22 protein-coding genes are annotated in these 26,243 nt (G+C 54.0%); 3 read left to right on the forward strand and 19 right to left on the reverse strand.

Annotation, left to right across the window (positions count from 1 at the left end; all coding sequences use genetic code 11):
- Positions 1 to 28 precede the first annotated feature (28 nt).
- From MFFC18_RS23680 to MFFC18_RS23735, 12 genes are all read right to left on the reverse strand, one after another.
- Complete coding sequence (locus MFFC18_RS23680; RefSeq protein WP_084417061.1) at positions 29 to 1,153, reverse strand: DUF4912 domain-containing protein; 1,125 nt, start codon at positions 1,151 to 1,153, stop codon at positions 29 to 31.
- 446 nt (positions 1,154 to 1,599) lie between these two features.
- Positions 1,600 to 2,592, reverse strand: coding sequence for a tetratricopeptide repeat protein (locus MFFC18_RS23685; RefSeq protein WP_075084176.1), 993 nt, complete (start codon positions 2,590 to 2,592; stop codon positions 1,600 to 1,602).
- Positions 2,593 to 2,637: 45 nt separating this feature from the next.
- The gene (locus MFFC18_RS23690; protein ID WP_075084177.1) at positions 2,638 to 3,081 is read right to left on the reverse strand and encodes a hypothetical protein; all 444 of its coding nucleotides are present in this window, start codon (positions 3,079 to 3,081) and stop codon (positions 2,638 to 2,640) included.
- 367 nt (positions 3,082 to 3,448) lie between these two features.
- Positions 3,449 to 6,700, reverse strand: coding sequence for a tetratricopeptide repeat protein (locus MFFC18_RS23695; RefSeq protein WP_162273940.1), 3,252 nt, complete (start codon positions 6,698 to 6,700; stop codon positions 3,449 to 3,451).
- A 305-nt stretch (positions 6,701 to 7,005) separates the two neighbouring features.
- The gene (locus MFFC18_RS23700; RefSeq protein WP_075084179.1) at positions 7,006 to 7,935 is read right to left on the reverse strand and encodes an ABC transporter ATP-binding protein; all 930 of its coding nucleotides are present in this window, start codon (positions 7,933 to 7,935) and stop codon (positions 7,006 to 7,008) included.
- Positions 7,936 to 8,012: 77 nt separating this feature from the next.
- Entirely contained in the window at positions 8,013 to 10,253 is a 2,241-nt protein-coding gene (locus tag MFFC18_RS23705) for a hypothetical protein (RefSeq protein ID WP_075084180.1), read from the reverse strand.
- Positions 10,254 to 10,399: 146 nt separating this feature from the next.
- On the reverse strand, positions 10,400 to 10,756 hold the full coding sequence (locus tag MFFC18_RS23710; protein WP_075084181.1) for a MazG nucleotide pyrophosphohydrolase domain-containing protein: 357 nt from the start codon (positions 10,754 to 10,756) through the stop codon (positions 10,400 to 10,402).
- A 6-nt stretch (positions 10,757 to 10,762) separates the two neighbouring features.
- Positions 10,763 to 11,104: a Rieske (2Fe-2S) protein gene (locus tag MFFC18_RS23715; RefSeq protein WP_075084182.1), complete on the reverse strand. Its 342-nt coding sequence runs from the start codon at positions 11,102 to 11,104 to the stop codon at positions 10,763 to 10,765.
- Positions 11,105 to 11,107: 3 nt separating this feature from the next.
- On the reverse strand, positions 11,108 to 12,100 hold the full coding sequence (locus tag MFFC18_RS23720; protein ID WP_148619091.1) for a DUF6263 family protein: 993 nt from the start codon (positions 12,098 to 12,100) through the stop codon (positions 11,108 to 11,110).
- A gap of 8 nt (positions 12,101 to 12,108) precedes the next feature.
- The gene (locus tag MFFC18_RS23725; protein ID WP_075084184.1) at positions 12,109 to 12,798 is read right to left on the reverse strand and encodes a metal-dependent hydrolase; all 690 of its coding nucleotides are present in this window, start codon (positions 12,796 to 12,798) and stop codon (positions 12,109 to 12,111) included.
- Between the two features lie 9 nt (positions 12,799 to 12,807).
- Positions 12,808 to 14,109 (reverse strand): family 16 glycoside hydrolase, encoded by a 1,302-nt coding sequence (locus tag MFFC18_RS23730; RefSeq protein ID WP_075084185.1) that lies wholly within the window; start codon positions 14,107 to 14,109, stop codon positions 12,808 to 12,810.
- A gap of 48 nt (positions 14,110 to 14,157) precedes the next feature.
- Positions 14,158 to 15,570 (reverse strand): glucose-6-phosphate isomerase, encoded by a 1,413-nt coding sequence (locus tag MFFC18_RS23735; protein ID WP_075084186.1) that lies wholly within the window; start codon positions 15,568 to 15,570, stop codon positions 14,158 to 14,160.
- Positions 15,571 to 15,805: 235 nt separating this feature from the next.
- On the opposite strand from MFFC18_RS23735, the gene gpmI reads away from it, so the two are divergent.
- Positions 15,806 to 17,455, forward strand: coding sequence for a 2,3-bisphosphoglycerate-independent phosphoglycerate mutase (gene gpmI, locus MFFC18_RS23740; RefSeq protein WP_075084188.1), 1,650 nt, complete (start codon positions 15,806 to 15,808; stop codon positions 17,453 to 17,455).
- Between the two features lie 183 nt (positions 17,456 to 17,638).
- On the opposite strand, the gene bioF is transcribed toward gpmI, so the two are convergent.
- The 3 genes from bioF to MFFC18_RS25140 form a co-directional block, all read right to left on the reverse strand.
- Positions 17,639 to 18,808, reverse strand: coding sequence for an 8-amino-7-oxononanoate synthase (bioF, locus tag MFFC18_RS23745; RefSeq protein ID WP_075084189.1), 1,170 nt, complete (start codon positions 18,806 to 18,808; stop codon positions 17,639 to 17,641).
- 129 nt (positions 18,809 to 18,937) lie between these two features.
- Complete coding sequence (locus tag MFFC18_RS23750; protein WP_075084190.1) at positions 18,938 to 19,588, reverse strand: hypothetical protein; 651 nt, start codon at positions 19,586 to 19,588, stop codon at positions 18,938 to 18,940.
- A gap of 77 nt (positions 19,589 to 19,665) precedes the next feature.
- A complete protein-coding gene (locus tag MFFC18_RS25140; protein WP_157665113.1) occupies positions 19,666 to 19,818 on the reverse strand; it encodes a hypothetical protein in 153 nt (50 codons plus the stop codon).
- Between the two features lie 170 nt (positions 19,819 to 19,988).
- Here MFFC18_RS25140 and MFFC18_RS23755 point away from each other — a divergent pair, with 170 nt between their 5' ends.
- Together MFFC18_RS23755 and MFFC18_RS23760 are read left to right on the forward strand one after the other, a co-directional pair.
- A complete protein-coding gene (locus MFFC18_RS23755; RefSeq protein WP_075084191.1) occupies positions 19,989 to 20,738 on the forward strand; it encodes an alpha/beta fold hydrolase in 750 nt (249 codons plus the stop codon).
- On the forward strand, positions 20,698 to 21,525 hold the full coding sequence (locus tag MFFC18_RS23760; protein WP_157665114.1) for a methyltransferase domain-containing protein: 828 nt from the start codon (positions 20,698 to 20,700) through the stop codon (positions 21,523 to 21,525). Before MFFC18_RS23755 ends, MFFC18_RS23760 begins: the two co-directional genes overlap by 41 nt.
- Before the next feature lies 1 nt (position 21,526).
- Here MFFC18_RS23760 and MFFC18_RS23765 read toward each other — a convergent pair whose 3' ends face one another.
- The 4 genes from MFFC18_RS23765 to MFFC18_RS23780 all read right to left on the reverse strand — a co-directional run bounded on the left by MFFC18_RS23765 (position 21,527) and on the right by MFFC18_RS23780 (position 26,153).
- Positions 21,527 to 23,866 carry a DUF5060 domain-containing protein gene (locus MFFC18_RS23765; RefSeq protein WP_238381241.1) on the reverse strand — a complete coding sequence of 780 codons (2,340 nt, stop codon included), beginning with the start codon at positions 23,864 to 23,866 and terminating at the stop codon, positions 21,527 to 21,529.
- Between the two features lie 283 nt (positions 23,867 to 24,149).
- The gene (locus tag MFFC18_RS25680) at positions 24,150 to 25,040 is read right to left on the reverse strand and encodes an EF-hand domain-containing protein (RefSeq protein ID WP_075084194.1); all 891 of its coding nucleotides are present in this window, start codon (positions 25,038 to 25,040) and stop codon (positions 24,150 to 24,152) included.
- A 69-nt stretch (positions 25,041 to 25,109) separates the two neighbouring features.
- A complete protein-coding gene (locus MFFC18_RS23775; RefSeq protein WP_148619092.1) occupies positions 25,110 to 25,796 on the reverse strand; it encodes a hypothetical protein in 687 nt (228 codons plus the stop codon).
- A gap of 117 nt (positions 25,797 to 25,913) precedes the next feature.
- A complete protein-coding gene (locus MFFC18_RS23780; RefSeq protein WP_148619093.1) occupies positions 25,914 to 26,153 on the reverse strand; it encodes a hypothetical protein in 240 nt (79 codons plus the stop codon).
- Between the last annotated feature and the right edge of the window lie 90 nt (positions 26,154 to 26,243).

Consider the following 26,243-nt stretch of genomic DNA (forward strand, 5'->3'; position numbering starts at 1 on the left):
AGTCCGCTGCCAACGATTAACGTCGCGGCTATTCGACTTCGTCGATATCCCGAGTCAGCGGTTCCATGACTTTGGTGTTCCGCTCGATCGCCAGCACCGTTGTTCGTTGCTCGGTACCGTCTCGACTGGATGCGATTACCGGTAGCACCTGACGTCGATCCGGAAGATCCATCTTGAGCACAAACGTTCCGTCGGTTTCAACATGCACCGGTTCGCCACCGACGGAAACGCTGGCTTGCGGATCCGTCGATCCGTGAACGATCATGTGAGCGTCCACCTGAAATTCGAATCGGCGGGACGTTGGATAAATCGCAGAACCAAGTCGCTGGAATGCAGGAATGTGCATCGGCTGTCGTGATTTTTCCTCAAAAACAGCTCGCAAGTCTGCAGACGCAAGGTTCGGATCGTTGCCGCCGCTGAGCGAATAGTATCGTTGAGCATCATTGGTGATGTCGTTCCAGGTACAGTCCGACGCTTCACTCGCCTTGGGCATCGCGATCTCGTTGCTTTTCGCGATCAGATGAAATCGACCTGATTCGCCGCAGAGGTAACCGATTACAACCCGGAAATTACTGTTCTGTGTTTTGATGTTGATGAACCAGTTGTTGACGCCACCGTGAACAGGAATCTCTTCCACAATTTCTTCGACAGCGTTTGTGTTTCCTTCGTTCGAAATTTCCAACAACCGAAGCACCGGTTTTGCTGCATGCCATTTTCCTGCAAAAGCGGCCCGAGCGCGACTGACTGAAGATCGGGTGATCTCCCAATAAGCCTGAACCCAGAACGGATCGCGGACCACCAGAACGATGCGATCTTTTTCAGGAGCCGTGTGACTGCGACGAGCTTCCATGATCCTGGCAAGATCCTTGAGCTGTTCTTCCTGTTCGCGTTGTGCTCGAATCTTTTTCGCGATGGCTGAATCGGATCCCGTCGAACGATCCCCACGGCGAGAACGCGACGTTGACTTTGAAGCCGGAGAAGCAACCGATGCGGCTTTCTTCTTTTTGGATTTCCCGCTCTTTTTGGCGTGCTCAAGAATGGCGCCAATTAACTGAGCCTTTCTCATCGAATGCCAACCGGGGATGCCTTGCTTGCGGGCAAGTTGAGCGAGCTCTTTTGATTTCTGAGACTGCAATGATGCTGCGGTGATCAAGATTTTCTCCGAGAAGTTGGACCGTCAGACGGAAGTGGTCTAACGACGAAACCATCAGCGAATCCATGGCTGATAGGCCGTGTTATTCAAAATCGGATCCCTACCGATTCACGTACCAGCCCATGCAGCGAACACAATGGCTGGATTTTGCGGAGAGCAGCAAGCGCAACGAGTGAGAACCAATTCCGTGGAATTGGCCAAAGCCCATAACATCTGCTTATTCCCACCCGCCGTTATCATTAATTTTACTGTTCGATCAGGTAACAAGCAAACTAAATCCCCCCGAACAGGTGGATTGCATTTCGAGAATCTTTTCGGCGTGTCAAACCTTGGCAATCAGCAGCACTTTGCGGGCGGAAGCTTGCAACTGCCTACCGGTCGAAATGGCGGTTAAGTCTGCAACACGCGCACGGCAGTTGCCGAGCAGCAGACTTTTGGTCAGCAACTTACTCGCGTGACGCGACTTTGGTGGGTGACGTCGATCGAAGGTCATCCAACAGTCCTGCCAGTTGAGGCTCGCCGGGAAATCGATCGTTGGCGACGGTGAGTGTGCGAAGCGCATTCGTTTGCCGTCCGGAGAGAATCTGTAACCGGGCAAGCGTCGTAAACACTTCGCTTGAAACATCGCTCCTGTCCGCCGCGCGAGTTAGTACTTCGATCGCGGAACTGTTTTGATCAAGCTGATAGAGCGCTGCGCTTTTCGCAAGGATGGCGGATTCAGGTTGTCGATCCAACGGATACTTTTCCAACAACTGTTCAACCGCAGAAAGTGCTCGCAGCGGATCGCCAAGACTTTGATACGCCTCCACGATCTCAAGCTGAACGTCTTCGCGCGACCCGTCGATGCCGAGTGACTTTTGAAAGTCTCCCAACGCAGTTTGATGGTTGCCTCGCGCGGCGTGGATTCTTCCGCGCAGCAACCACGCCGAAGCCAATCGGTGGTTGTCAGAAAGTGCTCTGTCGACCTGTCTTTGAGCTGCAATCAGCTGACCGTCGGCGAGGTAGTATTCACCAAGTTCGACCTGAAGTTCAGGGTCGGAATTGGATACTTCGACCGCTCGCTGCATGACTTCGATTGCTTGTGAAAGCTCGCCTTGCTGAAAATGAGTTCGTGCCAGGTTGGCGGCCATACGGTGGTCGCGCGGCATCTGCGAAGAGGCTTTTGCGAAACACTCGCGGGCATCTTCGACCGCTCCACGGCGGAAGGCTTCGATGCCGTTGCCAGACCACTGTCGTGCGGCAGCAGCACGCGTTCGCATCGTTTGGCTGAACGGAGCAATCGTCTGACAGCCGGAAAAAAAGAGGCTGGCAATCAACAACGTCGTCGCCACCAAAACCGCGTGCGGGCGATCCGGTTGACACTGGTTCGATAAAGGAAGGAAGTAGCGCAAGCGATCTGAAACGTTGGAAGGAGAACCGCGAGACGTTATCAGAGTCAACGTTGGGGCTCCACCTCGGAATCAAACCGGATGCCCCGCTAGCGATCAGGTCGGCTGTTCCAGTGATTGCATCAGCGTCGTCGAAATCGCCCGAAACACCATCTCCTGTGCGTCGAAATCTCGGTCTTCGCACTGATACCAGAGCAACAGCGTATAGCCCGGAGTGCTGTAAACCTGCAGCTTGATGCGGACCAGAAAATCCAGACAGAAGAACAATGCTCCAAACGCCTTGCCTTCGAATTCGTCGAAATCAATCGATTCGGTAGACATCTCGAGGTCTTCGTAGCTTTCGCGCAGCGTATCGAAAGCCTCGTCCAGAATCGCATCGCCATCGGCATCGGCGGGATGCAAATGCACTGACCAGAGTACGTGTCCGCCAGGCGATTCAAGCGAAATCGCACGCGGCAAGGGCTCGTCCGGCGCATCGGTCAGCGTCCAGTTTTCCGGATACTGAAACTTGAGTTCGTTCTGTTGATAGATTGCTGTCATGATTCGAGAAGGCGTCTGCGTTTCGTGTCGAATGTAAATCGTACATGGTAAGAATTACAAACGAAACGATTTTGAACAGACTTCGTACGAGGTATTCCGCGATTTTGGGTGAAAGAAAAAGGTTGCGTCTTTGGCACACGAAATGCTCTTCCATTCCTTCGACAAATTGACCTTCATCGCAGGTTCCATCGTGACCCATCCGGGCAGTCCATCAGACAATGGACTACACCAATTCAAGACTTGGTCATCGCTCCGCTCACGAGGAATTGTAGGTTACCGTCAAACGCTTAATGGCCAGCCGAAGGCGACTTGCTGACGTTGTCGTCTCGGCTCGCCGTTGATCGCGATGGCTGAACGGCCGTACGGCTTAGTAGATACCATTCCAGGATTTGGGCAAATAGTCTTCGAAGCATCTGAAGAACGGTATCGAATTTTCCAGCTCAAGGTACAGCGGGGAATCACCTTCGGACCATCGATACTCTTCCCCGGAACGCCACGCGGCGAGCACTGCTTCGAGCACTTTCTTATCCTGTTCCGAGCACTTCGAAAGTAGACTTTCGGCAACGTCAGACGCTGTCTCGAAATCACCGGTCCGGGCCATCTCCATTGCCTTGAAGAGATCAACGATCCAAATCTGCCTGTCTTCATAGCCGGCTCGGCAAAACTTTCCTTCCTCGATCTTCGCCCGTACCGATTCGTCTGGCGAACAATATTTCAACCACTCCAGCCGTGAACTGGCCCAGTGGCAGGAGTTGACATAGTTTTGGCTGTCGGCACGGCCAAACATCCTTGTTATATCCTCGTGATCGCCATCGGCTGCGATCAAGTACCACTGCAAGGCTTCCGCAGCGTCGCCCTGTCGGTCGTGGCAGTCGCCCAAAAAGAATGCTGCTTCAGGTTCTGCAAACCCATTTTCGATAGCCGTGAGATAGAGCTCGATCGCTTTCTCAGTGTCGCCAGTCATGTGGGCTGCATGCGCGTACCAGAATGAAGCCCACCTGTCGGTTGGGTCTTCTTCAGATTCGATTTTGTAGTACTTCAGCAGCTCCTGTCCGCCAGCACGGATCGGCGGAGGAGGAACGTTCCAGCTTTCGAGGCGAATACCAGACACGCTAACTTTGCCGCGACCTTTTCGAGACCAAGGCTGGCATATCTCGAATGTATCCCAGGCCCCAACGATATCTTTACTGGTCGACCGACAGACAAATCGATCGTTCCAATAGGCTTCGAAGTACCCGGGAGCAATTCGCAAACGCATCTGATTGGGCTCGTTTTTAACTTCCGTCTCGAAGTAGTAAATGGCAGCTCTGGTGTCTCGCCAACCGAACGAAAACTGTCCTATTTCCCGAAAGTGGCCAGACTTCGTTTTCTTGGTCCGATACAAACGATTGAACCCAAACGTAAACGGAGCCCCGTCGAAATTCATCGCGGTTACTGACGGTGTAAAGTGAGTCGCCAATCCCTTGTGTCCGGTGTCGTAAGGAAACTTGAGATCGAATTCGATCACCTTGGATTTACCTTTTGAGTTTACAAGGCTCCGCAGCGACATGTGTTTCAATGAGTCCACTGTGTCAATCGACACCGAGCTGTTTGACTCTCTGGTGAACTGAGACCTGTCATCACAAGCCCAGAAAGAGAGCGATTCGTCGAACGGCATGATCGCGCTCATTCCGAGCGCAAATTCACTTTCAAACTGCAGCTTGTCACGAATGGTTCGAAGCCAGTTGACTGCGTACTCGTTCTCAATTTGTTCCATTAACTCAGAACATTGATCCACGATTTCCGATTTTTGCTCAGCAGTAACTTCTTCCTCGCTCGCAGTCGCAATCTCCTGAATTTTCTGGCACTCTTCCGCCTTCTCACTACAAAGTGCGAATGCCTTGCCGCGAAGCAATCCGTACGAACCAACCCGCATCAGTGCCAACGCTGCAATATCGGCATCGTCGCCGAGCTGTTCGAAACCGTCACATGCCAATTCATGCAATCCACCCCTCGCCGCAGCGATCACCTTAAGTGTCAGCAGATAATTTTCTTCGCGTTTGGCAAGGTTGATTCCCTGGTCCAACGGATGATTGATCATCCCATCGAATGCCTTAACCGCACATTTTGCGACCTCGGGTTTGGCCATGAAAGTTTCCGATAGTCCCTGGTTCACATATCGAAAAACAATGTCGTAGAACAAGCTCATGACAGTTGGGACTTGCGTGTCGTAGCGTTCTTTGTCGACGTGGGTCTTGGCAAATTCAAACATTTCCTTCACCGATCCACCCCATTGTGGCACCAGTGAAAACAACTTGGCTTCATAAGCCGGCATGTAATCGATTTGCCCAGCGATCGCTTTTTCGAACCAGTAGTCTTCTGATTCTTCGTTGTGGCCTGTCATGCTGATCCGGATCAACTCGGCCGCCGATTCCGGAAACATTGGATTGATCTCGTAAGCACGCTCGAATTCTTCAGCCGCGATTTTCTGATACTGTTCGAACGGTTTCCAGTTTTCCTTTGGAACCGTATGAGCAAAACCGCTTCCACGCCAACGCCACGCCAACCGATTGCTGATTCGCCCTTTGCACATCGAACGCAACCAGACCGGGAGATGAGTCTCGGAAGAGATTTCTCTCATAAACTCGGTCATCAAGTCCCATTCACGCTGCCATTTCAATTCATTTATAAGCTCATTGACCATTCGATAGGCATTTCGATGATCCTCCGGGCCGGCACGAAAATCATGTTTTAACCAGTACAACACAGAAAGGTAATACTGAGCCAGGTTGCGACCGGGGGTTTCGTCAATCAGACATTTCGGGCCGTTCCTGACGTTCGCCCCGTGCACTTTGACCGCAAACCTTGATGGATAATTTGACTGACGAAGCCGGTTCGCAGACTTACGAAAATACACACTCGCATCTTTGAATTTTCTGTTTGCCGCGCTCGCCAAACCCAGGGCATACAGCAGCAATGGGTCTTCAGATATTCCATCGAATTCGGTTTCGATCGCGATGAGTTCTGCGAGCGTGTCAGGCCAAAATTCTGGTTCGACCGGCGAAATGTTTGTCGCATTGATGTTACGAAACAGCTGCTCGGCCCGTTGCTGAACCTCAGCGTCGACATTGTCGAATGTCAGTGTTGCGAAATGATCAATCCCGACACCATGAAACTTTACAAGTTGCTGACAGAATTCGTCAGTTCCGACAGGCTTGGCCGAATACTCTGGCTCGTCATTTGACGGATCGGTGGCGGAACGCACCGGCTTCCACGATCTTTCTTTGCCTTCCTGCACTGCATAGTTGACATCAAGTCGGGATCGCATCGTGAAGAAAACAGATTCCTTGATTTCAGACCCGCCTTTGGTCTTGATATTGTGCAGCATATCCACAATTTCCTTGGGAAAGTCCTTCCTTTCCATCAAGCGGTCGACAGAAAGCATTTTGGCGGGAGGAGCTTTTTTGGCGGGAGCAGCTTTTTTCGCAGGCGGCTTTTTCTGGTCCGAGTCAGACGACTTTGTGGCTGTGGCTCCACCTTGCTGCGGTGAAGATTTTTTGACAACCGATTCCCGGGAATCACATCCGAAGGTCATCAAAAGAAGGAAGCAAACTACGAATCCGCGAAACGCATTTTTCATCGGGCACGATTCCATCGAGTATTCAGCTGAGTAGAAAACAGTTCTCGCTGATTAGAACTCGCCAAATCGGTCGGAGCAAACACGGGCCGCGGCTTGAAACCGCAACCATTTTCCATCCGCTTTTCTCGTCGGCGAATTGGCTCGGAAATGACCGAAGTTATCGGGCAAGAATTTTTTTGGCTCCCGAGATTACCGACGGCAGACATCGCATTCGTGATGGCTGGCTTCGACCATTCCGAAGAAGGCAGAGAGATGGTTGAAGCCGTGTCGGCGCTCTGCAGAAAAGCCAAACGAGATTTCGCAAACTAGAAGTTCGCGCCGGTGCCCTTGGTCAGCGCCATGAACGCGGACTCAAGATCGATGTCCTCTTCGCAGAACAGGTTCAGTTTGAACCCTTCACCGATGAGCGCGGTTGGGATCTCGGAATAGTCCTCTGCAGACTCCACCAATGTCACCACCAAATGCCCGTCACCCTGTCGGACGCTGTCGACGATGGCGTTGCCTTCGAGCAGTTTCGAAGCACGCTCGTGATCGTCAACGCCAACGTGCAACACGATTCGATCGCGGACTTGCTTCATCAATTCAGAGACTTCCGCAGAGATACTCATCACGCCGCGGTCAATGATGCCGACCTTGTTACAAATATCATAAAGCTCGGGCAAAATGTGGCTGGAGACGATGATGGTCTTTCCCGTTTGCCCCAGTCGGCGCAACAAGTTTCGCATTTCGATTCGGGCACGCGGGTCCAAGCCACTGAGCGGCTCATCGAGCAGCAAAACTTGCGGATCGTGCAGCAGGACTCTGGCCAATCCAAGCCGCTGGGTTTGCCCGCGACTGAGTGTATTGGCGAAAGCATCACGTTTGAAATCGAGGTCAACGATTTCCAACATCTCGTTGCATTTTTTCCGCCGCGCGGGCCCTTTGATGCGATACGCCGCTGCGAAAAACTCAAGGTACTCGATGACTTTCATGTCGTCATAGACGCCGAAAAAGTCAGGCATATAGCCGACAAGCCGGCGGATCTCACGGGGCTCGTTGTAGATCGAGTGATTGCAAACGTAGGCCTCTCCCCAGGATGGCTCAAGCAGAGTCGCGATGATTCGCATCGTCGTCGTCTTGCCAGCACCATTGGGACCGATGAAGCCGAAAAGGTCACCCTGCTCAAGGTTCATCTCGATGCCGTTGATCGCGTAGAGTTCGCCGTATTTCTTGGTCAGGTTTTCAGTCTTGATCATGGCTGGCACGCTTGGTTTGACGCTCCAACTGGAGCACGGGTTGGGTTTCGAATCTTCGTTGTCGTGTCTGGTTATCGTTAGTCGTTTTTCTGTTCAACCGGTAGCAGGACCCTGACCATCGTTAGCGAAGAATCATAAAATTCGTCAGCGTTTTTTCCATCGATTTCGATCGTCGAGACTCGATCCTCAAGTCGGCCGACAACGATCGCCCGGTCCATCAAACTCTGTGGCGTCATCTCGATGAAATCATGGTACGAGTGGGAAAGCCCGGTGTAGCTCGAACCTCCCGAGCTGTGATAGAACATCATCATCTGCATGATTCGGCTCAGATTCACATCGCGCGGATCCCAGGCAACGCTTTGGCTTTTGTTCTTGTCATCTTCACGGCGGTTTCGGCGCGTCAGATAGCTACGAACCGTTTTCTCAACCGTCTCTGATCCGATATCAATGTCGCCATCAGCAGGAATCGACTTGCCGACGACATAGACCAGTCCTCTGTAGAACACACGACAGTCTTTTAGCGGCACGTCGAAAGGATTGGTAAACGTTCCCTCCAATCGATCAGTCATTCTCAGGCGACTGGTGATGCGGCCGTCGAACCTGCCGTTCCACTGACCGAATAGCGGACGAGTCGAAGACACTTGCAGCTCAACGCTTTTCATGTCGACACTCAGCTCAGTCGGATTCGACTGCATCGGAATCAGTTTCTGAACGTAGCCGGTTCGATACAGCCCCGGATTCGCCCGGTTGAGCATCCCGCCGAGCCCATCGCCAGGCAGCCCAAGCCACGTCAGCCGGGAAGACTCAAGGACAAGGTCGCGATCGGAAGCAACGTCGCCAGCTTCCAAGCTCAGGTCCACCGTGCGTCCGTTCGGGCTGTAGAGATTCGCCCAAGCCGTGGTACGAACGTGGTCGCTGATCGAATCGATGTCGATCAGTTCCACCTGGTTCAGCTGAATCGTTGCCGGACGACTGGCCTTGGCCGCGTACCATGCGATTCCACAAAACAACGCGGCAAGCAAAGGAAACGTAACCCAGGTCAGCTCATGTTTCTTGAAGACGCGTCCGACCAGAAACCAGTCTCCAACTCCGATGCACAGGATGTACAACGCGATCAAAAATGCGATCAGGGCAAAGGGAATGAAACGCAAACTCGTGAACCGTTCCAGCGGGACTTTCATTTGTCCGACGAGGTCATCATAGCCGGAATGTCTGACTGCCAAACCGGCTCCCGATCGTGCATCATTGGTTGACTGAGTGCTTTCGTCGCCAGTTCTCAACTTCATCACGCTCTGCATGAAACGGCTGCTGGCTTTCCAGTTGCGAAACTGTTCCTTCGTAGGATCAAACGCCACAAAGGTAATTTCTCCCAACCCCAAAGCACGCCGGATGATCAGCGGCACACTGCCCTGCCCCAAAGCGACGCGGCCGTTGGCGTTTTCGATTTTCAAAACCTTCATCGTGTCGCTACGCAAAAGGTAAGGCTCTTTGCTGCTGCAAAATTCTTCCAAACGGCGACTGGAATCGAGCTCTGCAGCGCCGACCACAGTTCCCGGAGAAAATCTTTCAAGCAGTCCGCCAGATTGAAATAGCGAACCCTGGTCTGCTGCGGACACGATGACAAAGTTGCCTCCGTTGCGAACCCAGGTTTCAATAGCATCCAGTGAATCTGCGTTCGCCCGCGAGATCCACTGACTGTCGTTGGCCAACAAAATCAGTGATTCACAGCTTTCATACGCGATCCCAATTTGCGGTAAATCGATTAACGACTCAATCGACGCAACCCGATCGTCATCGGTAACGCCGCCGGCAAACGCTGCGCTGAAACTTGGCGCGATCGATGCTGCACCTTTCGGTTCGGGCTCCACACAGGCCAACAAACGGCTTGTGGCGGGCAGCAATTTCATAAACGAATTATTGTCTTTGAGAATCTGCGTGCTAACGGAATCAAGGACTTCGCCATTGTCGTCCAGAAGCTCAAAAGACGCATCGCCATACGTCCGACCGAACTGCATGACTCCCTGAAATCCATTTTCAGTTTTCACCAGCGGACCGACGATGGAACTGGGCGTATCGTCGCCATCGAGCACATTGACTCGAAACTGAGTCGCGTTTTCCGCAGACGTGCGTCCAGTAATTTTGAACTGAACGGGGACCCAATGTCCTAGCTTTGCATAGCCGCCGACACCGACGGATACTTCAATCGGAGATTCCTGGACTTCGTCGGCCGCCAGAGAACTGCTGAACGCGAGGAACGCGAGCAGGCTCAAAATCACAATCCGACCGATGGCAAACTTGAATTGCGAAAGCTGAGGCATGAATCGGCGGTTGAAGGCGGAGAAAATGTTCGTTAGGCAGGAGCGATATGATAGTTTACTCGGCAGATTTCGACCATTACCGCATTCTCGTCCTACGGCCACAAAACCGAACGGTTCGCCCCTTCCAATCGGTAGCACCGGCTCATTCAGGGCTTCTCAGCGTCCGGGCAATCGCAGACCAAATTTCCGCAGCCCGGACAGCCTTCGCCGTATTTCGCCGCCAACGCTTCAGATAAATCCACGTCCACGATATTTGCGATCGTCGCCAGCCATGCGATCACGTCGGCAAACTCCGTTTTTAGATTGGATTCGACCTTGGCCAGTTTCGTTTTTGAGTTTTCGTCGGCGGGGTCGGCCTGGCGCAGCTGCTCTACCTGACGCAGATCCGACGCCAGCTCGCCAAGCTCTTCTGCCAGCCACATGTACGTTCCGGAAACGCCTCGCGCGACGTCTTTCTCGTAGTACATCGTGCGGATCAGATTTTGAAAGTCTCGCAAGTCCATGGCTGCTCAGTGAGTCAGGTCGTCTTCGGATTTCGGCGTCGGTTCTGTGGTAACTTCGATGCGATCTTCAACCACTCGGACCTCGAACCTGTCCGTTTTAAGCCTTCGATTATCGCACCAAGAGCCGTCTCGAATATCGAATCGCCAGGCGTGCCACGGACAGGCCACGGTCGAATCTTCCAGGTGCCCATCGGCCAGTGACGCGCCCATATGGGGACACATGTCGTCAATCGCGAAAAACGTCCCGTCGTCATTGAAGATCGCAATCACGCGCTCGCCAACTTCAAACGCTTTGCCCTTGCCGACGGGAATGTCGTCGACATGAGCTACCGAAACAAACTCAGCCATCACTTACTTTCTGGTCACCGTCATCCGGTTCGTTACGTTGGTGGTCGTTTTCACTTTGTCCTCGCGATACGCAACCAGCGTTTTGATTTCGCTGGCGATCGAACTGGAAGTCAACGTTCCGGTTTCGCGATCGAACTTGATCTGACCTCCGCCTGTAAAGCCAGTCAACTCCAAAGGACTGGTCAGCTCGCTACCTGCCGGTGTATCCGTGAAGGGAGCTTGCGTCAGTGAAACCGCGACCTCAATAGTGGCTTCGGTGTCTGTCATCGATTTTAAAGTTGATTTGATGGTTCGATCAAACGTAAACGTTCGTCGATCGTTGGCGGTCATCTTGATTGCCGTTTCGTCGCTCCAGGATTCGCCCTGCTCAACGGATTCGCCCGGCAACGTAAATGCCGAGTCCGAGACGAGCTTTCCCATTGCTGCACCAGAAAAAACACGCCGAAGCGCCGAAGTTTCTGGTAACTGCCCTACGACTGTCGCAACGTCAGGGCCCGGAGTGACGGAAACGATTTCTCCAGCCGACGTCATGACGACCACGAATTTCAGCCCAACTAGCGTCTCGAGTTCCTTGATGGCGTCGCGTGAAAAACCGCGGAGTCGTTCTTCGCTGGCGGTGTCTACGTCCACCAGCTTTTTGATTCCCGCCCCGGGAGTTCCGGTTTTGATGCGAATTCGATCGATGGTTTGCTCGATCGTGGCCGTGCCATCGTCAGCCACCTTGGTCACGTTCCAGCCAACGCCCAGAATCAGTTCGCTTTCCAAAGTCCGGTCGCGAGCATCAATGCGAGTTTGTACTTTTTGCGATTGCTCAAATTGAACCGTGAACGAATCGCCCGTGGAAAATTTCCACGCGAGAGTCGCTTTTTCCTGTGCCTGAACGCTGGTTGCAAAACTCAGCACCGCCAACATCAGCAGGATTTGGAATCTGTTGAAGCTGAGCTCCAGAGCACGAAACTTGAATCGCTCATGCGTTGTGGACGAGATTGTTCTCATGGTATTTTTCATTGGACCGAATAACTTTCGCCGACTGCCAACACGATCGGCTTCGCTTTCGTGCGGGACTGAACCAGTTTCGACCACGCCTCGGCATCCTGCTCGATGGGAGGCCACGTATTGTAGTGCGATGGCAGGACAGCTTTCGGTTTGAGCAAATCCACAGCCGTCACACTGTCCTCTGGCCCCATCGTGAACAAATCACCAATTGGAAGCACCGCTGCGTCCAGGCCAACAGCGCCGATCAATTGCATGTCCGAAAACAGTGCTGTGTCACAGGCAAAGTACAGTTTTGTATCGCCGACTTTTAAGAGAAACCCGGCCGCAACACCGCCGTAGCTTCCGTCGGGCAATCCTGAACTGTGGATCGCCGGAACCATCTTCACTTTCCCGAACGGCAGATCGACTGCGCCGCCGATGTTCATACCGTTGGCGTTCTCCACGCCGTGATTGGCCGACAGCCAATTCGCAATTTCATAAACCGCGTAGACCGGCGCGCCAGTTCGGTTCGCGATACTGGCCGCGTCAGCGATGTGATCAAAGTGACCGTGCGAGACGAGAATGAAATCGGCTTCCGCCTCCGCCGCCTTGATGGGCGCCGTTGGCGAATCGTCGAAAAACGGGTCGAGCAAAATCTTGTGCTCGCCCGTTGAGATCATCCACGTCGCGTGGCCATACCAGGTTAGTTCAACAGCCATCAACTCAACCTATTTCACCAGTTCCAGTTCACCAACGCCTGACAAGTTTTCCCAGGTATTGTTGGTCGCGTCGTTCCACTTGGTGATCGAACCGCGAAAGCCAGTGCCCGGATCGTTATTGACCTGGACGTCAAAACCAATTTTCTTGCCAGCCTCTGTCTTCAGATTGATGCATGCTTCTACGATATATCCGTCATCCGTTTTGGAAACCTTCGACGTGTAGCTCTTGGCGTCCGTTGAAGCACCGACCGTTTCGTCGCCAGCAGCGTTGGTTCGATATTGGGCATCGTCGTCATCGTAAGGACCGGTTTTCGAAAGGTTCTCATCGACGAAAAACTCAACCGAATCCTGAGCCCATTCGTCAAACGAAGCCGTGGCCACCTTTTCGTCTGTGACTTCTGCAAGGCAGTAGAGATGTCCGTTGTCCCACAAGCAACGAACAGTCGCCGTTGGCAATTTCTGGCCTTCGTCGAGCGTGTTCTCGAGCTTCACATCGCGGTTGACTTTCAGGACGGGTACATTTTTCCAGACATCATCGACCTTGCCATCGACAACCGGTGTGCCATGTGACGCCTTGCCGACTCGCAAGCCTTCCTTGACGTTGGCTTTGTCGTCGCCCATCTGATCAGCGCTTTCCTCTTCGCCATCATCCGCAGCAAGTTCCTTGATGTAGATATTTTTCCACTGCACGCTGAACGGCCCTTTGTTTTTGGGAATGCCGTGAACCTGAAGCCCCAGGAAACCCTTCGTCGGCTCAACGTCCGGCATCTCCGCGTCCTCAACCGATTCGCCATTGATCCACGTTCGGACGCGCTTGCCTTGAGCCACGACTTTGTAGCTGTTCCAGCCGTCGTTTTTGTAGTGCTTGTGCTCGGTTCGTTCCTGGCTGATCCAACCGCGACCGGTACCTTCGGAGTAGATAAATCCGGATACCAATGCCGGACCGGCAATTTCAACCTGCGGCCCGTGCACGCGTCCTTTCTTGTAGTCAGCTTTGCTAACCGAGCGGATTTGAACACCAGAATTCAGATCGGGATCGCACTTGACGTCGAACTGCAATTCAAAATCGCCGTACTCTTTCTTGCTGCACAGAAACGAGTTCGGGCTTCCGGTAGCGGTCGTGCCTTTGATCGTTCCGTCGACAACTTCATAGGCTGCCGTTCCGTTTTTCTGTTCCCAGCCGTCAAGCGATTCGCCGTCGAACAAAGAAGTAAAACCTTCGGGCGTTTGCGCGAAAGTAGCATCAGAACAAGGCGCAGCTGCCATGATCGCAACGATCGCGATCACCAGAGTGGTCAATTGGTGTTTCATGGGTCTTCTCTTGAAAGAAAGGGTCAATGCGGACCCATTGTAAGCAAACTACGCTTCGCGAAGCAGCTTGTTCATGTATTTCTTGTACCCTTCGACGCCAGGCTGACCGTAGGGATTAATGTCAATCAAGCGTCCCTCAACGACCGTCGCCAGCATCAGCATCTGGAACAACTGGCCCACGGCGGCTTCGTTGACGGCGGGCAGGTTGATGTTCGTGGTGGGACGTTTGTCTTCGGCGTAAGCCAGATTCGTCCCACGAATCGCAGCCGACATGACTTCCGGGAGCGTCTTGTCCGCCAATTCATTGAGCTGGTCTTCGTTGTTTTCGCTTTGCCCGATCGCCAACGCATCCTGTCGCCACGAATCAACGATTACGTTGTTCATCACCTTGTCGCGGGCTCCTTCCTGATGCTGTTGGGCTCGTGAGTGCAAGTCTCGAGAGTTGACCACTGTCAGCGGCAAAGCACCTCGCTCGTTCTTGCCAAGACTCTCCGCCAGCAACTGGTCGTACCACAGCCCGACGCTCTCCAGCGACTTGCTCCACACCGACATGACTCGCGTCAGCACACTCTGCTCGACTTCCAACAGATGGTTCACGCCGACGTAGTCCAGCACAACGTTCTCTCCAACGGGTGCACTACGGAAGTGCGTGTTCATCGCCGCGGCAGCTTCCAACAACGTGACGACATCGATACCCATGATCGCCGCGGGCAACAAACCGACGGCCGAAAGAATGCTGAACCGACCGCCGACACCGTCGGGAACGAGGTAACGATCCGTGATTCCAATCGCGTCGGACAGGCTGGCCAGTTTTCCGCTTTCGCCGGTTACCGGCACGATGTACTCGGGCAAACGGTCGCCAACTTTTTCCTTGAGCGCCGCTTTGAACTGTCGGAACGCCGCCGCTGTTTCCAGCGTGCCGCCGCTTTTGCTGATCACGACGATCGCCCAACTGCCTTCGGGACCGTCGCCTTTGGAGTCCATTTCCAAAAACTGCAGCAGCGATTGTGACCAGTCGTTATCAACGTTGTTGCCTTCGAAATATATCCTCGGCCGGCCACCACGTTCTTCGCGCGGAAGTTCGTTGTAGTACGGATGGCAGCAGGATTCCATTAGCGCGCGGGCTCCCATGTAAGATCCGCCAATCCCCAACACGACGACTTTGTCGACCATGTCGCGAAGCCGGGCGGCCGTTTTCAGGATCCGGCCAAGCTCGCTATTCTCGCGATCGCTTTGGTACTCGTCGAGAATCCGTTCGGGCATGTCAAAGAACGCGGCATCGAGCGGCTGTTTGTCTTCCGGGATGTCGCCGCTGGCGTATTGCTGCATGTCATCCTTGAGGACGACTTCGCGAGCGGCGTCAAGTTTTGGTTTCAATTCGTCCAGCTGACTTTGGGAGATACCATGCTCCGGAATCAGGGATGCGCTGTAATCGAAGGTGATGGGTTTGATTTTCGCCATGAAATTGCCATTAAAAAGTCGACTGCCTGAACGAACCCCGATTGTCTCAAAAAATATTCCACTGCATAGCGTGGCGCTTCGATTTCAGTAAACTCGTGCAATCGGCGGCGTAGGCTTTCCACTGGTGTTTGCGTCGAACATTCACGCATTCGCACGCCGAAAGCCAGTGCCACCACGGCAACCAGCGAACCGACAATTCATCAGCTTCACCGTTTCGAAACCTACAGACTCCACCATGCAACCACTCAAACGCCTTGAATCATTTTCCGGCCCGGAAGGCCCCGTCGTCCTTTGCATTATGGATGGTGTCGGCATCGGGAAGGGCGACGCTGGCGATATGGTCGCCAAAGCTACCAAGCCAAATCTTGACTGGCTGAAAGAGAACAGCCTGTTTGCGACGCTCAAGGCTCACGGTCGCGCCGTCGGGATGCCTGACGATGGCGACATGGGTAATAGCGAAGTTGGCCACAACGCAATTGGCTCGGGGCGCGTTTTCGATCAGGGAGCATTGCTGGTCAAGAACGCTGTCGAATCAGGCGACGTTTTCGACGGCGACGTTTGGAAAGATCTTACGGGCTCGCTGTCAGCCGACAACAGTTTGCACTTCATCGGTCTGCTTTCCGACGGCAACGTTCACTCGCACATCAACATTCTGTTTGCCCTGATCCGTCAGGCTCAAAAACAGGGCATCAAAAAAGTCCGCGTTCACACGTTGCTTGATGGCCGCGACGTGCCGCCGACGTCTGCTCTGGAATACATCTCATCATTGGAAGCAGTCCTGACCGAAATCAATGACTTGGGCGAATTCGACTATTGCATCGCCTCAGGTGGCGGACGACTTTACATCACGATGGATCGCTACGATGCGGACTGGCCGATGATCGAGCGTGGTTGGCAAACGCATGTCCGAGGCGAAGGGCGAAAGTTCGCAACCGCGAAGGAAGCAGTGGAAACACTTCGCGCCGAAACGCCTGGCGTAATCGACCAGGATCTCAAAGAGTTCGTCATCGAGCGCGACGGAACGCCTGTTGGCCCGATTGTCGACGGTGACAGCGTGATCCTGTTCAACTTTCGTGGCGACCGGGCGATTGAAATTTCCAAAGCTTTCGATGATCCGAATCTCGATCGCTTCGACCGCGGTCCGATTCCAGCCATCAAGTTCGCCGGCATCATGCAGTACGAAGCTGAACAGCAGATCCCCAAATCCTATCTCGTTTCCCCGCCTGCGATCGACGACGTGATGGGCGAGTACCTCGCCGTCAGCGGCGTACGTCAACTTGCGGTCAGTGAAACGCAGAAGTACGGTCACGTAACATATTTCTTCAACGGAAACCGCAGCGGAAAGTTCGCCGAGAATCTGGAAGACTACGTCGAGATCACTTCGGATCTGGTTCCCTACGAGCAGCGTCCGTGGATGAAGGGCGCCGAGATCACCGAAGTCATTCTGGATTCAATCGAGAAAGACAAACACGATTTCATTCGAGTCAACTATCCCAACGGCGACATGGTCGGCCACACCGGCGATTTGCTGGCTGTCGAAATCTCGGTCGAGACCGTGGACTTGTGCCTCGGCCGTTTGATCGAAGCCATCAAGGCCAAAAACGGAATCATGATCGTCACCGCGGACCACGGCAACGCGGACGAGATGTACGAAGTCGACAAGGAAGGCAACCTGAAACTGGACTCTGACGGGAACCCGAAATCCAAAACCAGCCATACGCTCAATCCGGTGCCATGCTACATCTACGATGCCTCGGGAAAGGCCGGTTTCAAACTGGCAGAACTTTCCGACGCTGGTATCAGCAGCCTGGCCGCAACATCGATCATGTGCCTGGGCTTCGAACCGCCCGCGGACTACGATCCGTCATTGGTTGAGTTAAAATAACCGAAACCATCGACCGACTGGAGTTCCGGAAACGCGGCACGTCATCCTTGTGATCGTGGCCCTTGTGTTTCTTTGTACGTTTGCGTCCGCCCCGGCAATGAGGCAAACGCCGGGCAGGTCAAAGCGGCAAACGAAGAAGTCGCCACAACGCGACACAAATTTTCAGAGGACCTCGAAACCGATTTAGCTACGATCGGAACCGAGCCGCGCGAGCAAGTTGGTCAACCTTTCAATCATCTCTGGTTCGTGCAAAGCCGACAACGTGATTCGCAGACGCGACGTTCCTTTCGGGACCGTTGGCGGACGGATCGCGATCACCAGAAAGCCCGCGTCTGCCAGTGTCCGGGAAGCATCCGTCGCGTCGGTTGGCGATTCGAACAGAATCGACTGAATCGGTGTCTGGGACGGCAACAGTTCAATGTTCCGTTCGGCAGACAGATCGCGAAACAGCTCGACATTCCTGGCCAGTTTCTCGCGCCGCCACGTTTGGCGTTGCATCATGCGGACGGCCTCGCGTGACGCTTCGACGATCGCAGGCGGAAGCGCGGTCGTGTAGATGAAAGGTCGTGCTTCCTGAATCAAATGGTCGACCAGAATCGCATCGCCAGCAACGAAGGCTCCGAACGAACCGGCTGCCTTGGACAACGTCCCGATCATCAAGTTCTGTCCCGCTGGGCGAATTCCGGCTTGGCTGAGAGTGCCTGCACCGTTATCGCCCAGCACGCCAAAACCATGAGCGTCATCAACCAGCAACAAGCGGTCCTCTCGATCACAGAGCTCGGCCAACTGTTTCACGTCTGCCACATTGCCGTTCATACTGAACACACCATCGGTCGCCACCATGACCTGAGGCTGGCTGGCACAGTTCGCCAGTTGTCTGGCGTGATCAACGTCGAGGTGCCGATAACGAGCTGTGTCCGCGCGACAAAGCAAACCGGCGTCGATCAACGAGGCGTGGTTGAGTTTGTCTTGCAGCAACAGGTCGTGGCGGCTCAAGAATGCATTCGGGACAGCCAGATTGGCCATGTACCCTGTCGAAAAAACGATCGCTTTTTCGGCGTCGACAAACTCTGCAATTTCGTGCTGTAAAAGCTCGTGAGGCGTTTGATGTCCGCACACCAAATGCGAGGCACCCGCACCGACGCCCCATTGCTGAATGCCTTCCCTGGCCACTGTTTTCAGTTCGTCCGAACTGGCCAGTCCGAGGTAGTCATTGCTGGAAAAGTTAATCAGCTCGCGGCCGCCGCGTTTAAGAACCACGCCTTGCCCCGAGGCAACAGTTTGCAGTTCGCGCAGCAGTCCCGATTCGTGGCGTTGCTGTTTCTGGTTGGAGATCGATTCGCGGAATGACATGCAATGATTTTACAGCAAACTGGCCTTCGACAGAGTGGCCATAGATCAACAGGAGATACACTGCGACCGCGTGAAGAAATGCAACCCTAATGCCGCTGCACCTCGAAGGCCTTTGCCGCTGACGCATCGCTAACGGGACGTCACGTCAGCACCTGAAAGCCGCCGCACGATGTTGGACAGGATACGCTGCTCCAGCGAAATATCGCGGCCCATCGAGATCCAACCGTCGTTCTGTTTGGAGCTCCAATGGTCGTCCTCAAATCCAACGTCCAATGCGTTGTCGTGGCGAAGATACTTGCCGCTGACGCCGCCGCGAATCGGAGTCGGATTGTCTTCGAGTTCTTTGAAGACTTTGACATCTATCAGATAGCTGTCGCCGGAAGGGATGATGCGAACTTTCGCCTGACGCCGCACCGTTTGAAGTGAGGCATGAAGTTTTTCAAAACCACGCGTCGAATCGTGATGCCAGGGCTCAAGGACGGTTGAACCGATCCGTGGCCAGGTCTCGATCCAGCCTTCGCTGGCAACGCTGTCAACGACGCGAATTTGTTCTTCGCGGGCGATGCGAAAGTAGTCATCGACCTCGTCACTGATTTCATCCATCACCAGGGATCGATCCAGCATCGGCACCTGCACCGGATTCTGAATTTCCTGACTGACCAACTGAGCCTGCTGCTGCGATTCCATTCTTGAGAACGCGCGACAGCCCGTCAGGCTAGACGCCATCAGCAGCGCAGCGATTGCGGCGATTTTTTTCAGTTTGTGTTCTGCTTGCATCATCGTCGCGGAGTTTGAAGGAATCCGCGGGCTTGGGCAAGATCAGAAGAACCCCGTAAAACCCGGGTGCTACGGCACTTTCACCGCCGCGACCGTTCACGCAACACCGTGATGAAGCTGACTTTCTTCGGCAGACCGCTGCGCAGCTTTTCCCATTTCTTGCCACCGCTGCAGCGCGGAATCACGCAGATCGTTTCCCGATCGTCAGGAGGGACACAGATCTGGAAAGCCACGGCAGCGCGCCAAGAACAGATTCAACGTCGGCCAATAGTTCGGACTGGCCATCGCATTCGTAACGCAACATGCTCGGGATGACGATGGTGACTTTCATGGCCGCTCTCAACGGAAATTCTGCTCTTGAATTTTGGCAGAGCAAGATCGCATTTAGGATAAACTGTGCGGCATGACTTCTCCACCAAAGATTGCCTTGCTTCACGGATGGGCCACCGATCCGGCGATCTGGAATTCGACACGCGAATCCCTCGAAATCCGCGGATTCAACGTCACGGTTTACACGATGCCAGGCTACGGGTTACGAAAAAACGACAGCGGTGCAAAGACGCTGGAACAACTCGTTGACGACGCAATCGACCGCTTGGCGGGGCACGACATCTGGATCGGATGGTCGCTGGGAGCGATGATTTCGCTGGAGGCCGCTGCGAGAATTCCAGCTGCAATGCGGACGGTGGTCGCAGTCTGTGGAACGGCGAAATTCTGCTGCGATCAGGAAAAAACGGACTCGCTGGATCGGCTAAACGAGGCCATCAGGTCGCATCCGGAAAAAGCGGTGAAGCGTTTTTTGCGTTCGATGCCCAAAGTCGAGAATCGCCGTTTGGTTGCTCGATCTGCACCTTCGCCGAACAAAGACGATCCTGTCGCTGGCAGTGAAACGCTGCTCTCAGGCCTGGAAATTCTGAAACGGGCTGACCTGACGAGCGAAGTGAATAAGATATCCGTTCCTGTTGGATTGATCAGCGGCGAAGACGACCCCATCATCCCCGCAACATCCGGTCGGGCGTTGCATCAACGGATCCCCAACAGCACGTTTACGGCCCTGCCCTGTGGACATGTTCCATTCCTGGAATGTGGGCCTTTGTTCCTGGAGCATATTGTTGAATTCACCCAAACGGTTGCCGAATCGGCAGCAAGTTGAAAATCAGTTTGACCGCGCGGCGTCTTCTTACGATCGCGTCGCGGGTTTGCAGCGCCGCATGGGTGAGACGCTGTTGGAACGGCTGCGCGCGTTGAACATTAAACCAGAAAGCCCAATCATCGATCTTGGTTGCGGCACGGGCGAATTGCTGCGGCAACTGCACGATGATGGATTCTCGAAACTCACGGGTTTGGATCTGTCGTCGCAAATGATCGCCATCGCGAAAAAGAAATCTTCTGCTGCAAACTTCGTGCGAGCCGACATTGAATCGATTCCGTGTCGAGATGCCAGTTTCGATGTCGTCGTTTCCAATGCCGCGGTCCAATGGTGCGATCCGGATCTGGCGGCGACAGAAATTCATCGCGTCGTCAAACCCGGCGGACGCCTGCTGCTGAACTCATTCATCGCCGGCACGCTCGGGCAGTGGCATCAGGCATTTGAGGCCAACGGCTTTGAGTCGCGGGTCCACTTGCTGGCCGATTCTGAGCGAGTAACCTCGGCATTCGCCGACGCGGGATTCGAATTGATCGAAGTGCAGCAGTTCAGGGAAACGTCGACATTTGACTCGATCAAGTCCATGTTCGCATCGATCAAACAGCTTGGCGCAACGAACGCCATGGAATCGCGTTCTCGTCCAATGTCGCGACGAGAATACGAATCGCTCAAACAGCACTTTCAGGTTCAGCTTGACGCCGGCAAGCCGCTGGGACTGGATTTTCTGTGGGTCCAGATCGAAGCCAAATCACCTACTGCTCCGCGACAGAACTCTGACGCGAAGCAACGCTGAACTACTTGCTTTTCGGTTCCAGAAATCTTACCGAACGCCAACGACCTCGCGAAAACGCAAACGCGTCGCCTTCGGGAATTTTCCCATTGGACGCAGTGTTGAATTCGACGCGAACCGTATCGCCGGTCTTTATCGCCACGCCGTTAAAGCGATGTTGGGCAACTTGATAGTCCTTTTCCGTTTCCGGATTGGTGGCCTCGCCGATTTTCTTTCCCGCGACAAGTACGCGGTAACTGCTCTCGCCGTCGGTTTCCGTCAAAGCATTCAAAACCAGATCGTACGTGCCGGACTTGCCTTTGAATTTTGTCTCAGCGGCAGCAAATTTATCCTGATGCTTTGCCGCGTTGATCGCCATCGCCTTGCGGCCATCATCCTTGTATCCGGGTACGAATCCGTCCCCGACGACGAACTCAAAATCTCGCATCGCCTTGAGCATCATCGTGTCCGCAGGCCTCGCTTTGGCTACTTCGCCAAACTTGCTGAAACTCTTGCCATCGGCTGCCGGTTTCACGATCGCCACCCAATCCTTGTCCGCATCGGCAGGCGGTTGCCCGAGCGAATATTTGCCTCCGCCCTTCACCGCTTCGACAGAGCCGATCTGTACATCGCCACCCTGGCGTGGATTAAACCAGTGCACTTCAAAAACGCCATCGGCTTTGGCTAGATCGATCGCCACTTCTGATGCGCGTTTTGCGAACACAAGATAGAACTTTCCTTCTTCCGCCAAACAATAGCCGTCTTTGCTGAGCAGAAGTTTGTCAGCGTTGGTCATGTTCCAAAACGGAATCTTCTGATCGCGAAAGAACTCCAACGCGATACTGCTCTGCTTCCACATGTTCTCGCGGGCGCGAAAGTCCTGGCAAGTCAGATCGCTGTGGGCGTGCTTGTAGCCAAAATACCATTCAACGCCGGCGCCGCCCGCCATGATGTTTCCCCAAAGAGCATTCTTTCGCGGGTTGTCGTGCGTCGGATCATCCGCGTCCGGAATCAGCGAGTGCTGAGCATCGCCAGGCTCATCGCAGGCGACGACCCAAGGCTTGCCGGCGGCAACCGAACGACGCAGATAGTTGAGCGTGCTCCCGTGAACGTGTTTGAAATCTTCCTGGCTGGTTTGCAATGAAAACCCCGTCAGCGGTGAAGCATCGCCAAGCAAATCGTAGTGCTTGTTGCCGTTGTGGATCACGATGTGGTGATGATACGGATCGTGTTGAGCGAAGTAGTTCGCCCAGGCAACTTTCTGTTCGGTACTGACTTCATTCACATAGCCGACTTCTTCGCCAAGGTTCCAGTTCATCGCCAGGTGATGTCCGAAACGGGCAATCAGTTCGCGATAATACAATGCTCGCTGCGGACCCATTTGACCGTTGTCCAGCAGGTTGACGTTTTCGCATTCGAGCGTTTTGAAGTGCAGATACATCCCCAGTTTGTCGCCGTGAGAGAAAACAATTTCCCACTGATCCATCTTCGAGCAATCGATGCGAGAACGTTCGTCATAAGTCGTGTACGGGAATACGTTGCGGTCGTCGCCCTCGATGTTCAGTGTCAAGAACGAGAACACATTGAGCCCCTGAGCCGCCAGATAATTCACAGCTCCGATCAGACCTTTGCCTTTGCCGTCCTTCCAGGTCGGATCGCCATTTTTCCAGTCCTGCACATGCGGCTGCCAGGTTTTGACCAGGTTGTCTTTGTGGCCGTCCGAATGAAACGTTCCGTCGAATTCGCCGTAAGCCAACAGGTTCTCTGGAGCGTCGACGCCGGCTTTGAGGAAGAACTCTCCATTGCCCGCGAACTTCAAATGGTGCTTGCCGACATAGTCCAATCGACCTTTGCCGCGAAAGTCACGTCCGGATTTGTCGGTCGGAGCAATCTCCAGCTTTCCCGTCAAACCATCGATTGGTGCGACTGGCTCTCCCGCATCGGCTTCGTCTGAAACCGCAACGCCCTGCCCTTTGCGAAAGGAAACGCTGTAAGTCCACGATCCTGTTTGGTCAGGCGCGAGGTGGACTCGCCATTTGTTTCCCGAAGTTGCCGACGTATTCGCCGCGTCGCCATCGGCCGCGAAGTAGCCCGGCACCAGGTAAGTCGTGCCGGAAGCTTCATGAGAAAACGTGACGTTGAGCCGATAGTCTGTGAAGGGATTCGGTTCGCCGTCTTCGGAGGCTTCGGGGCCATCGAAGGTCAACGTGACTTTATGCCATTGCTTTAGCTCGCCAGAAACGGTGGCTGAATCTGACGCGTTCTGCGCCAGCCCGACTGCGCTGCAACTCAGCATTACAATGCTGGTGACAAATGCAGCAATTGCGGCGGGTGAAGAGTACGTAAGCTTCTGTATGCGTGTCACAGTTGGCCTCAATGGTGGTTGGTGAAAGCGAGTTCGCCAATCAGTTTAGCCAAAATCGATCCAGCAGTTGGTCTCATTCAAACAGGCTGATGCATTTACCTGCCTATGACAATTTCAGGTCCACATCGTGCCGGCACCGCTGGTAGGTGGCTCATGCCCCGAATCCAGGCACTGGAATCGTCTGATCAGGGAAAGTGGTATCGGTTGCAGAATCCAAATAAAAAAAGCTCAGCAAGTCTGGAAACTTGCTGAGCCAACATTTGCTGCGATGCGCAAATTTTGATTAGCGTCCGCGTCCGGGAGGGCCACCTCGACCGCCGGGGCCACCACCAGGAGGGCCTCCGCCGCCAGGACCGCCTTCGCCACGCTGTGGCATGCTTTCAGCAAACGCAGTCATCTCTTCACGGCTAAGTTTTCCGTCGCCATCTTTGTCGAACTCGAATGCGTGCTCAACGATTTGTTCAGGTCCTACTTGACCGCCACGCTCTCCTCGAGCGCCACCGCGGGCACCACGCTCGCCTCGGCCACCGCGTTCGCCACGACCACGGCCGCCGGATTCTGCGTCTCCGCCCCGACGACGATTGCGACCGCCTGCTGCAGGTTCGTCTCCGCCACGCTTGAGTTCATCAAGCTCTGACTGATCAAGAACTTCGTCTTTGTTTTTGTCCAGGTTCTCCATCACACGTTGCATGCGAGCTGGCAATTCGTCTTTCTCGATTTTGCCGTCCTCATTTTTGTCGAACGCCATCAATCGGCTGGCAAAGTCACTGGCTTGCTGACCGCTATCCGCCCCGCCGCCTGGTCCGCCCGGTCCGCCCGACCCGCCTCGTCCGGGACCGCCACCGGGAGGTCCTCCATGACCGCCTGGGCCCTCGTTACCAGCACCTCCGGGAGGCCCCATTTGCCCGAGGTCTTCTTCGTTCAAGATTCCGTCGTTGTTTTTGTCGAGCGCTTTGAGAACTTTGGTTGCGTTGGCAATTTCTTCAGCCGAGATCGTATGATTCTGATCGACATCCAGTGCTGCGAGGATTGGATGTCCACCGCCACCGGGATGTCCTTCGCCCGGTCCGCCTGGTCCACCGCCGGGAGGTCCGCCTTGTGGTGGTTGCGCGAATGCGGTCGTCGCGGTGAATGCGATTGCAGCGACCGCAACGAATGCTTCTTTCATGTTCATGGGCTGGTCCTTATTCAAGTTTGGTATTTGTTTTGTGAAGTTAAAAGTTGAGCGATATTCACGAGGCGTTCAATTTCCTCGCATTCGTTTCCGTGCCGCAACAGATTCCGGATCTGTCTCTGGAATCTCCGACTCCCAATCGATTCCAAGCTTGATACCCAGATTGACATGAGAGTTGTGGTCTTTCGTGACACGCTTGCAATTCATGATCGCGTCGTTCAAAGCAGTTTTCAGATCCTTGTTCGAAACCGAGGAATCGAACTGAGCCAGAACTTTTCCGGACAAGCCAAACTGCCCGGGTTCGACGATCAAAATTGAATGAGCTTTCGCGGCGTCACCTTCAATTCCTGTCAGCGTGACCATATCTTCGGCCCTGGTAGCTTTCGCATACGTGAATTGGCCGATGATTGAGTCATCGTTCCAGGCGAGCGGCACGAGTTTTTGTTCCAGTGCTGCAGCCTGTTCTTCGTCTTCGGAAGCCAGCACGACGATTGGGATAACGTCGGCGGCTGAAATATTCAAACCGATCTCAACGGATTCTGCGAATGGAAGTTGAGTGTTGTTTTGCGTCGATTCAGGATCGACCTGGTACTGTTCGGCAATCTTGTCCATGCCCGCAGCCATCTGCCTGGCGTTTCGATACTCAAAGAATGGGCCTCGTCCTGCACGTGTCAGTTTCTTCTTGCCGTTGGGCGAAAGAATGGCAAACGTTGTGTTCTTCATCAGCCCGCTTCTATCGAGGTAAATCGACTTCATGAATTCGGCTTCTGCCTGGCTTTCGTAAGTCGCCAATCGGATGCAGACGAAGTTACGTGACGCTTTGACGACTTGTTCGTTGAACAGGAAACTCCTGTCAGTACCCTGCTTGCCCGGTCACCAAATGCCCGACACACCCAGGCACTGCGGCGCGGCGGAAGTAAACAGGATGGGACGATTGCTTCGTTCTGCTTCTGCAAGGCCGCTTTCAAGCGTGGCATACCAGGCAATGCGTGGGGCATCGGGTTCCTGGTTCTGACCGGGTGCCGGCGAAGCAAACGCGAACGCGACCGACGCGACAACTGCCGTCAGAATTCCGGCTTGCGTCAAACCCGTGAAGATGTAGCGATATTTCATAGTGACTCCCGCCTGACTGGATGACTCTCTTTGTTCTGCGAAGCAATCGGAGTGTCCACTCATTAAAAGCAAATTTTGGGAAATGGCTTG

This window comes from Mariniblastus fucicola (assembly GCF_008087665.1).
Lineage (GTDB): Bacteria > Planctomycetota > Planctomycetia > Pirellulales > Pirellulaceae > Mariniblastus > Mariniblastus fucicola.

What these genes read in the sequence shown, in the direction of transcription:
- MFFC18_RS23755 (WP_075084191.1), top strand. Translation starts at nt 19,989, where the DNA reads ATGACTTCTCCACCAAAGATTGCCTTGCTTCACGGATGGGCCACCGAT.
- MFFC18_RS23705 (WP_075084180.1), bottom strand. Translation starts at nt 10,253, where the DNA reads ATGCCTCAGCTTTCGCAATTCAAGTTTGCCATCGGTCGGATTGTGATT.
- MFFC18_RS23725 (WP_075084184.1), bottom strand. Translation starts at nt 12,798, where the DNA reads ATGGCTGTTGAACTAACCTGGTATGGCCACGCGACGTGGATGATCTCA.
- MFFC18_RS23715 (WP_075084182.1), bottom strand. Translation starts at nt 11,104, where the DNA reads ATGGCTGAGTTTGTTTCGGTAGCTCATGTCGACGACATTCCCGTCGGC.
- MFFC18_RS23710 (WP_075084181.1), bottom strand. Translation starts at nt 10,756, where the DNA reads ATGGACTTGCGAGACTTTCAAAATCTGATCCGCACGATGTACTACGAG.
- MFFC18_RS23700 (WP_075084179.1), bottom strand. Translation starts at nt 7,935, where the DNA reads ATGATCAAGACTGAAAACCTGACCAAGAAATACGGCGAACTCTACGCG.
- gpmI (WP_075084188.1), top strand. Translation starts at nt 15,806, where the DNA reads ATGCAACCACTCAAACGCCTTGAATCATTTTCCGGCCCGGAAGGCCCC.
- MFFC18_RS23780 (WP_148619093.1), bottom strand. Translation starts at nt 26,153, where the DNA reads ATGAAATATCGCTACATCTTCACGGGTTTGACGCAAGCCGGAATTCTG.
- MFFC18_RS23720 (WP_148619091.1), bottom strand. Translation starts at nt 12,100, where the DNA reads ATGAGAACAATCTCGTCCACAACGCATGAGCGATTCAAGTTTCGTGCT.
- MFFC18_RS23730 (WP_075084185.1), bottom strand. Translation starts at nt 14,109, where the DNA reads ATGAAACACCAATTGACCACTCTGGTGATCGCGATCGTTGCGATCATG.
- MFFC18_RS25680 (WP_075084194.1), bottom strand. Translation starts at nt 25,040, where the DNA reads ATGAACATGAAAGAAGCATTCGTTGCGGTCGCTGCAATCGCATTCACC.
- MFFC18_RS23775 (WP_148619092.1), bottom strand. Translation starts at nt 25,796, where the DNA reads ATGAAGTCGATTTACCTCGATAGAAGCGGGCTGATGAAGAACACAACG.
- MFFC18_RS23695 (WP_162273940.1), bottom strand. Translation starts at nt 6,700, where the DNA reads ATGAAAAATGCGTTTCGCGGATTCGTAGTTTGCTTCCTTCTTTTGATG.
- MFFC18_RS23735 (WP_075084186.1), bottom strand. Translation starts at nt 15,570, where the DNA reads ATGGCGAAAATCAAACCCATCACCTTCGATTACAGCGCATCCCTGATT.
- bioF (WP_075084189.1), bottom strand. Translation starts at nt 18,808, where the DNA reads ATGTCATTCCGCGAATCGATCTCCAACCAGAAACAGCAACGCCACGAA.
- MFFC18_RS23690 (WP_075084177.1), bottom strand. Translation starts at nt 3,081, where the DNA reads ATGACAGCAATCTATCAACAGAACGAACTCAAGTTTCAGTATCCGGAA.
- MFFC18_RS23750 (WP_075084190.1), bottom strand. Translation starts at nt 19,588, where the DNA reads ATGATGCAAGCAGAACACAAACTGAAAAAAATCGCCGCAATCGCTGCG.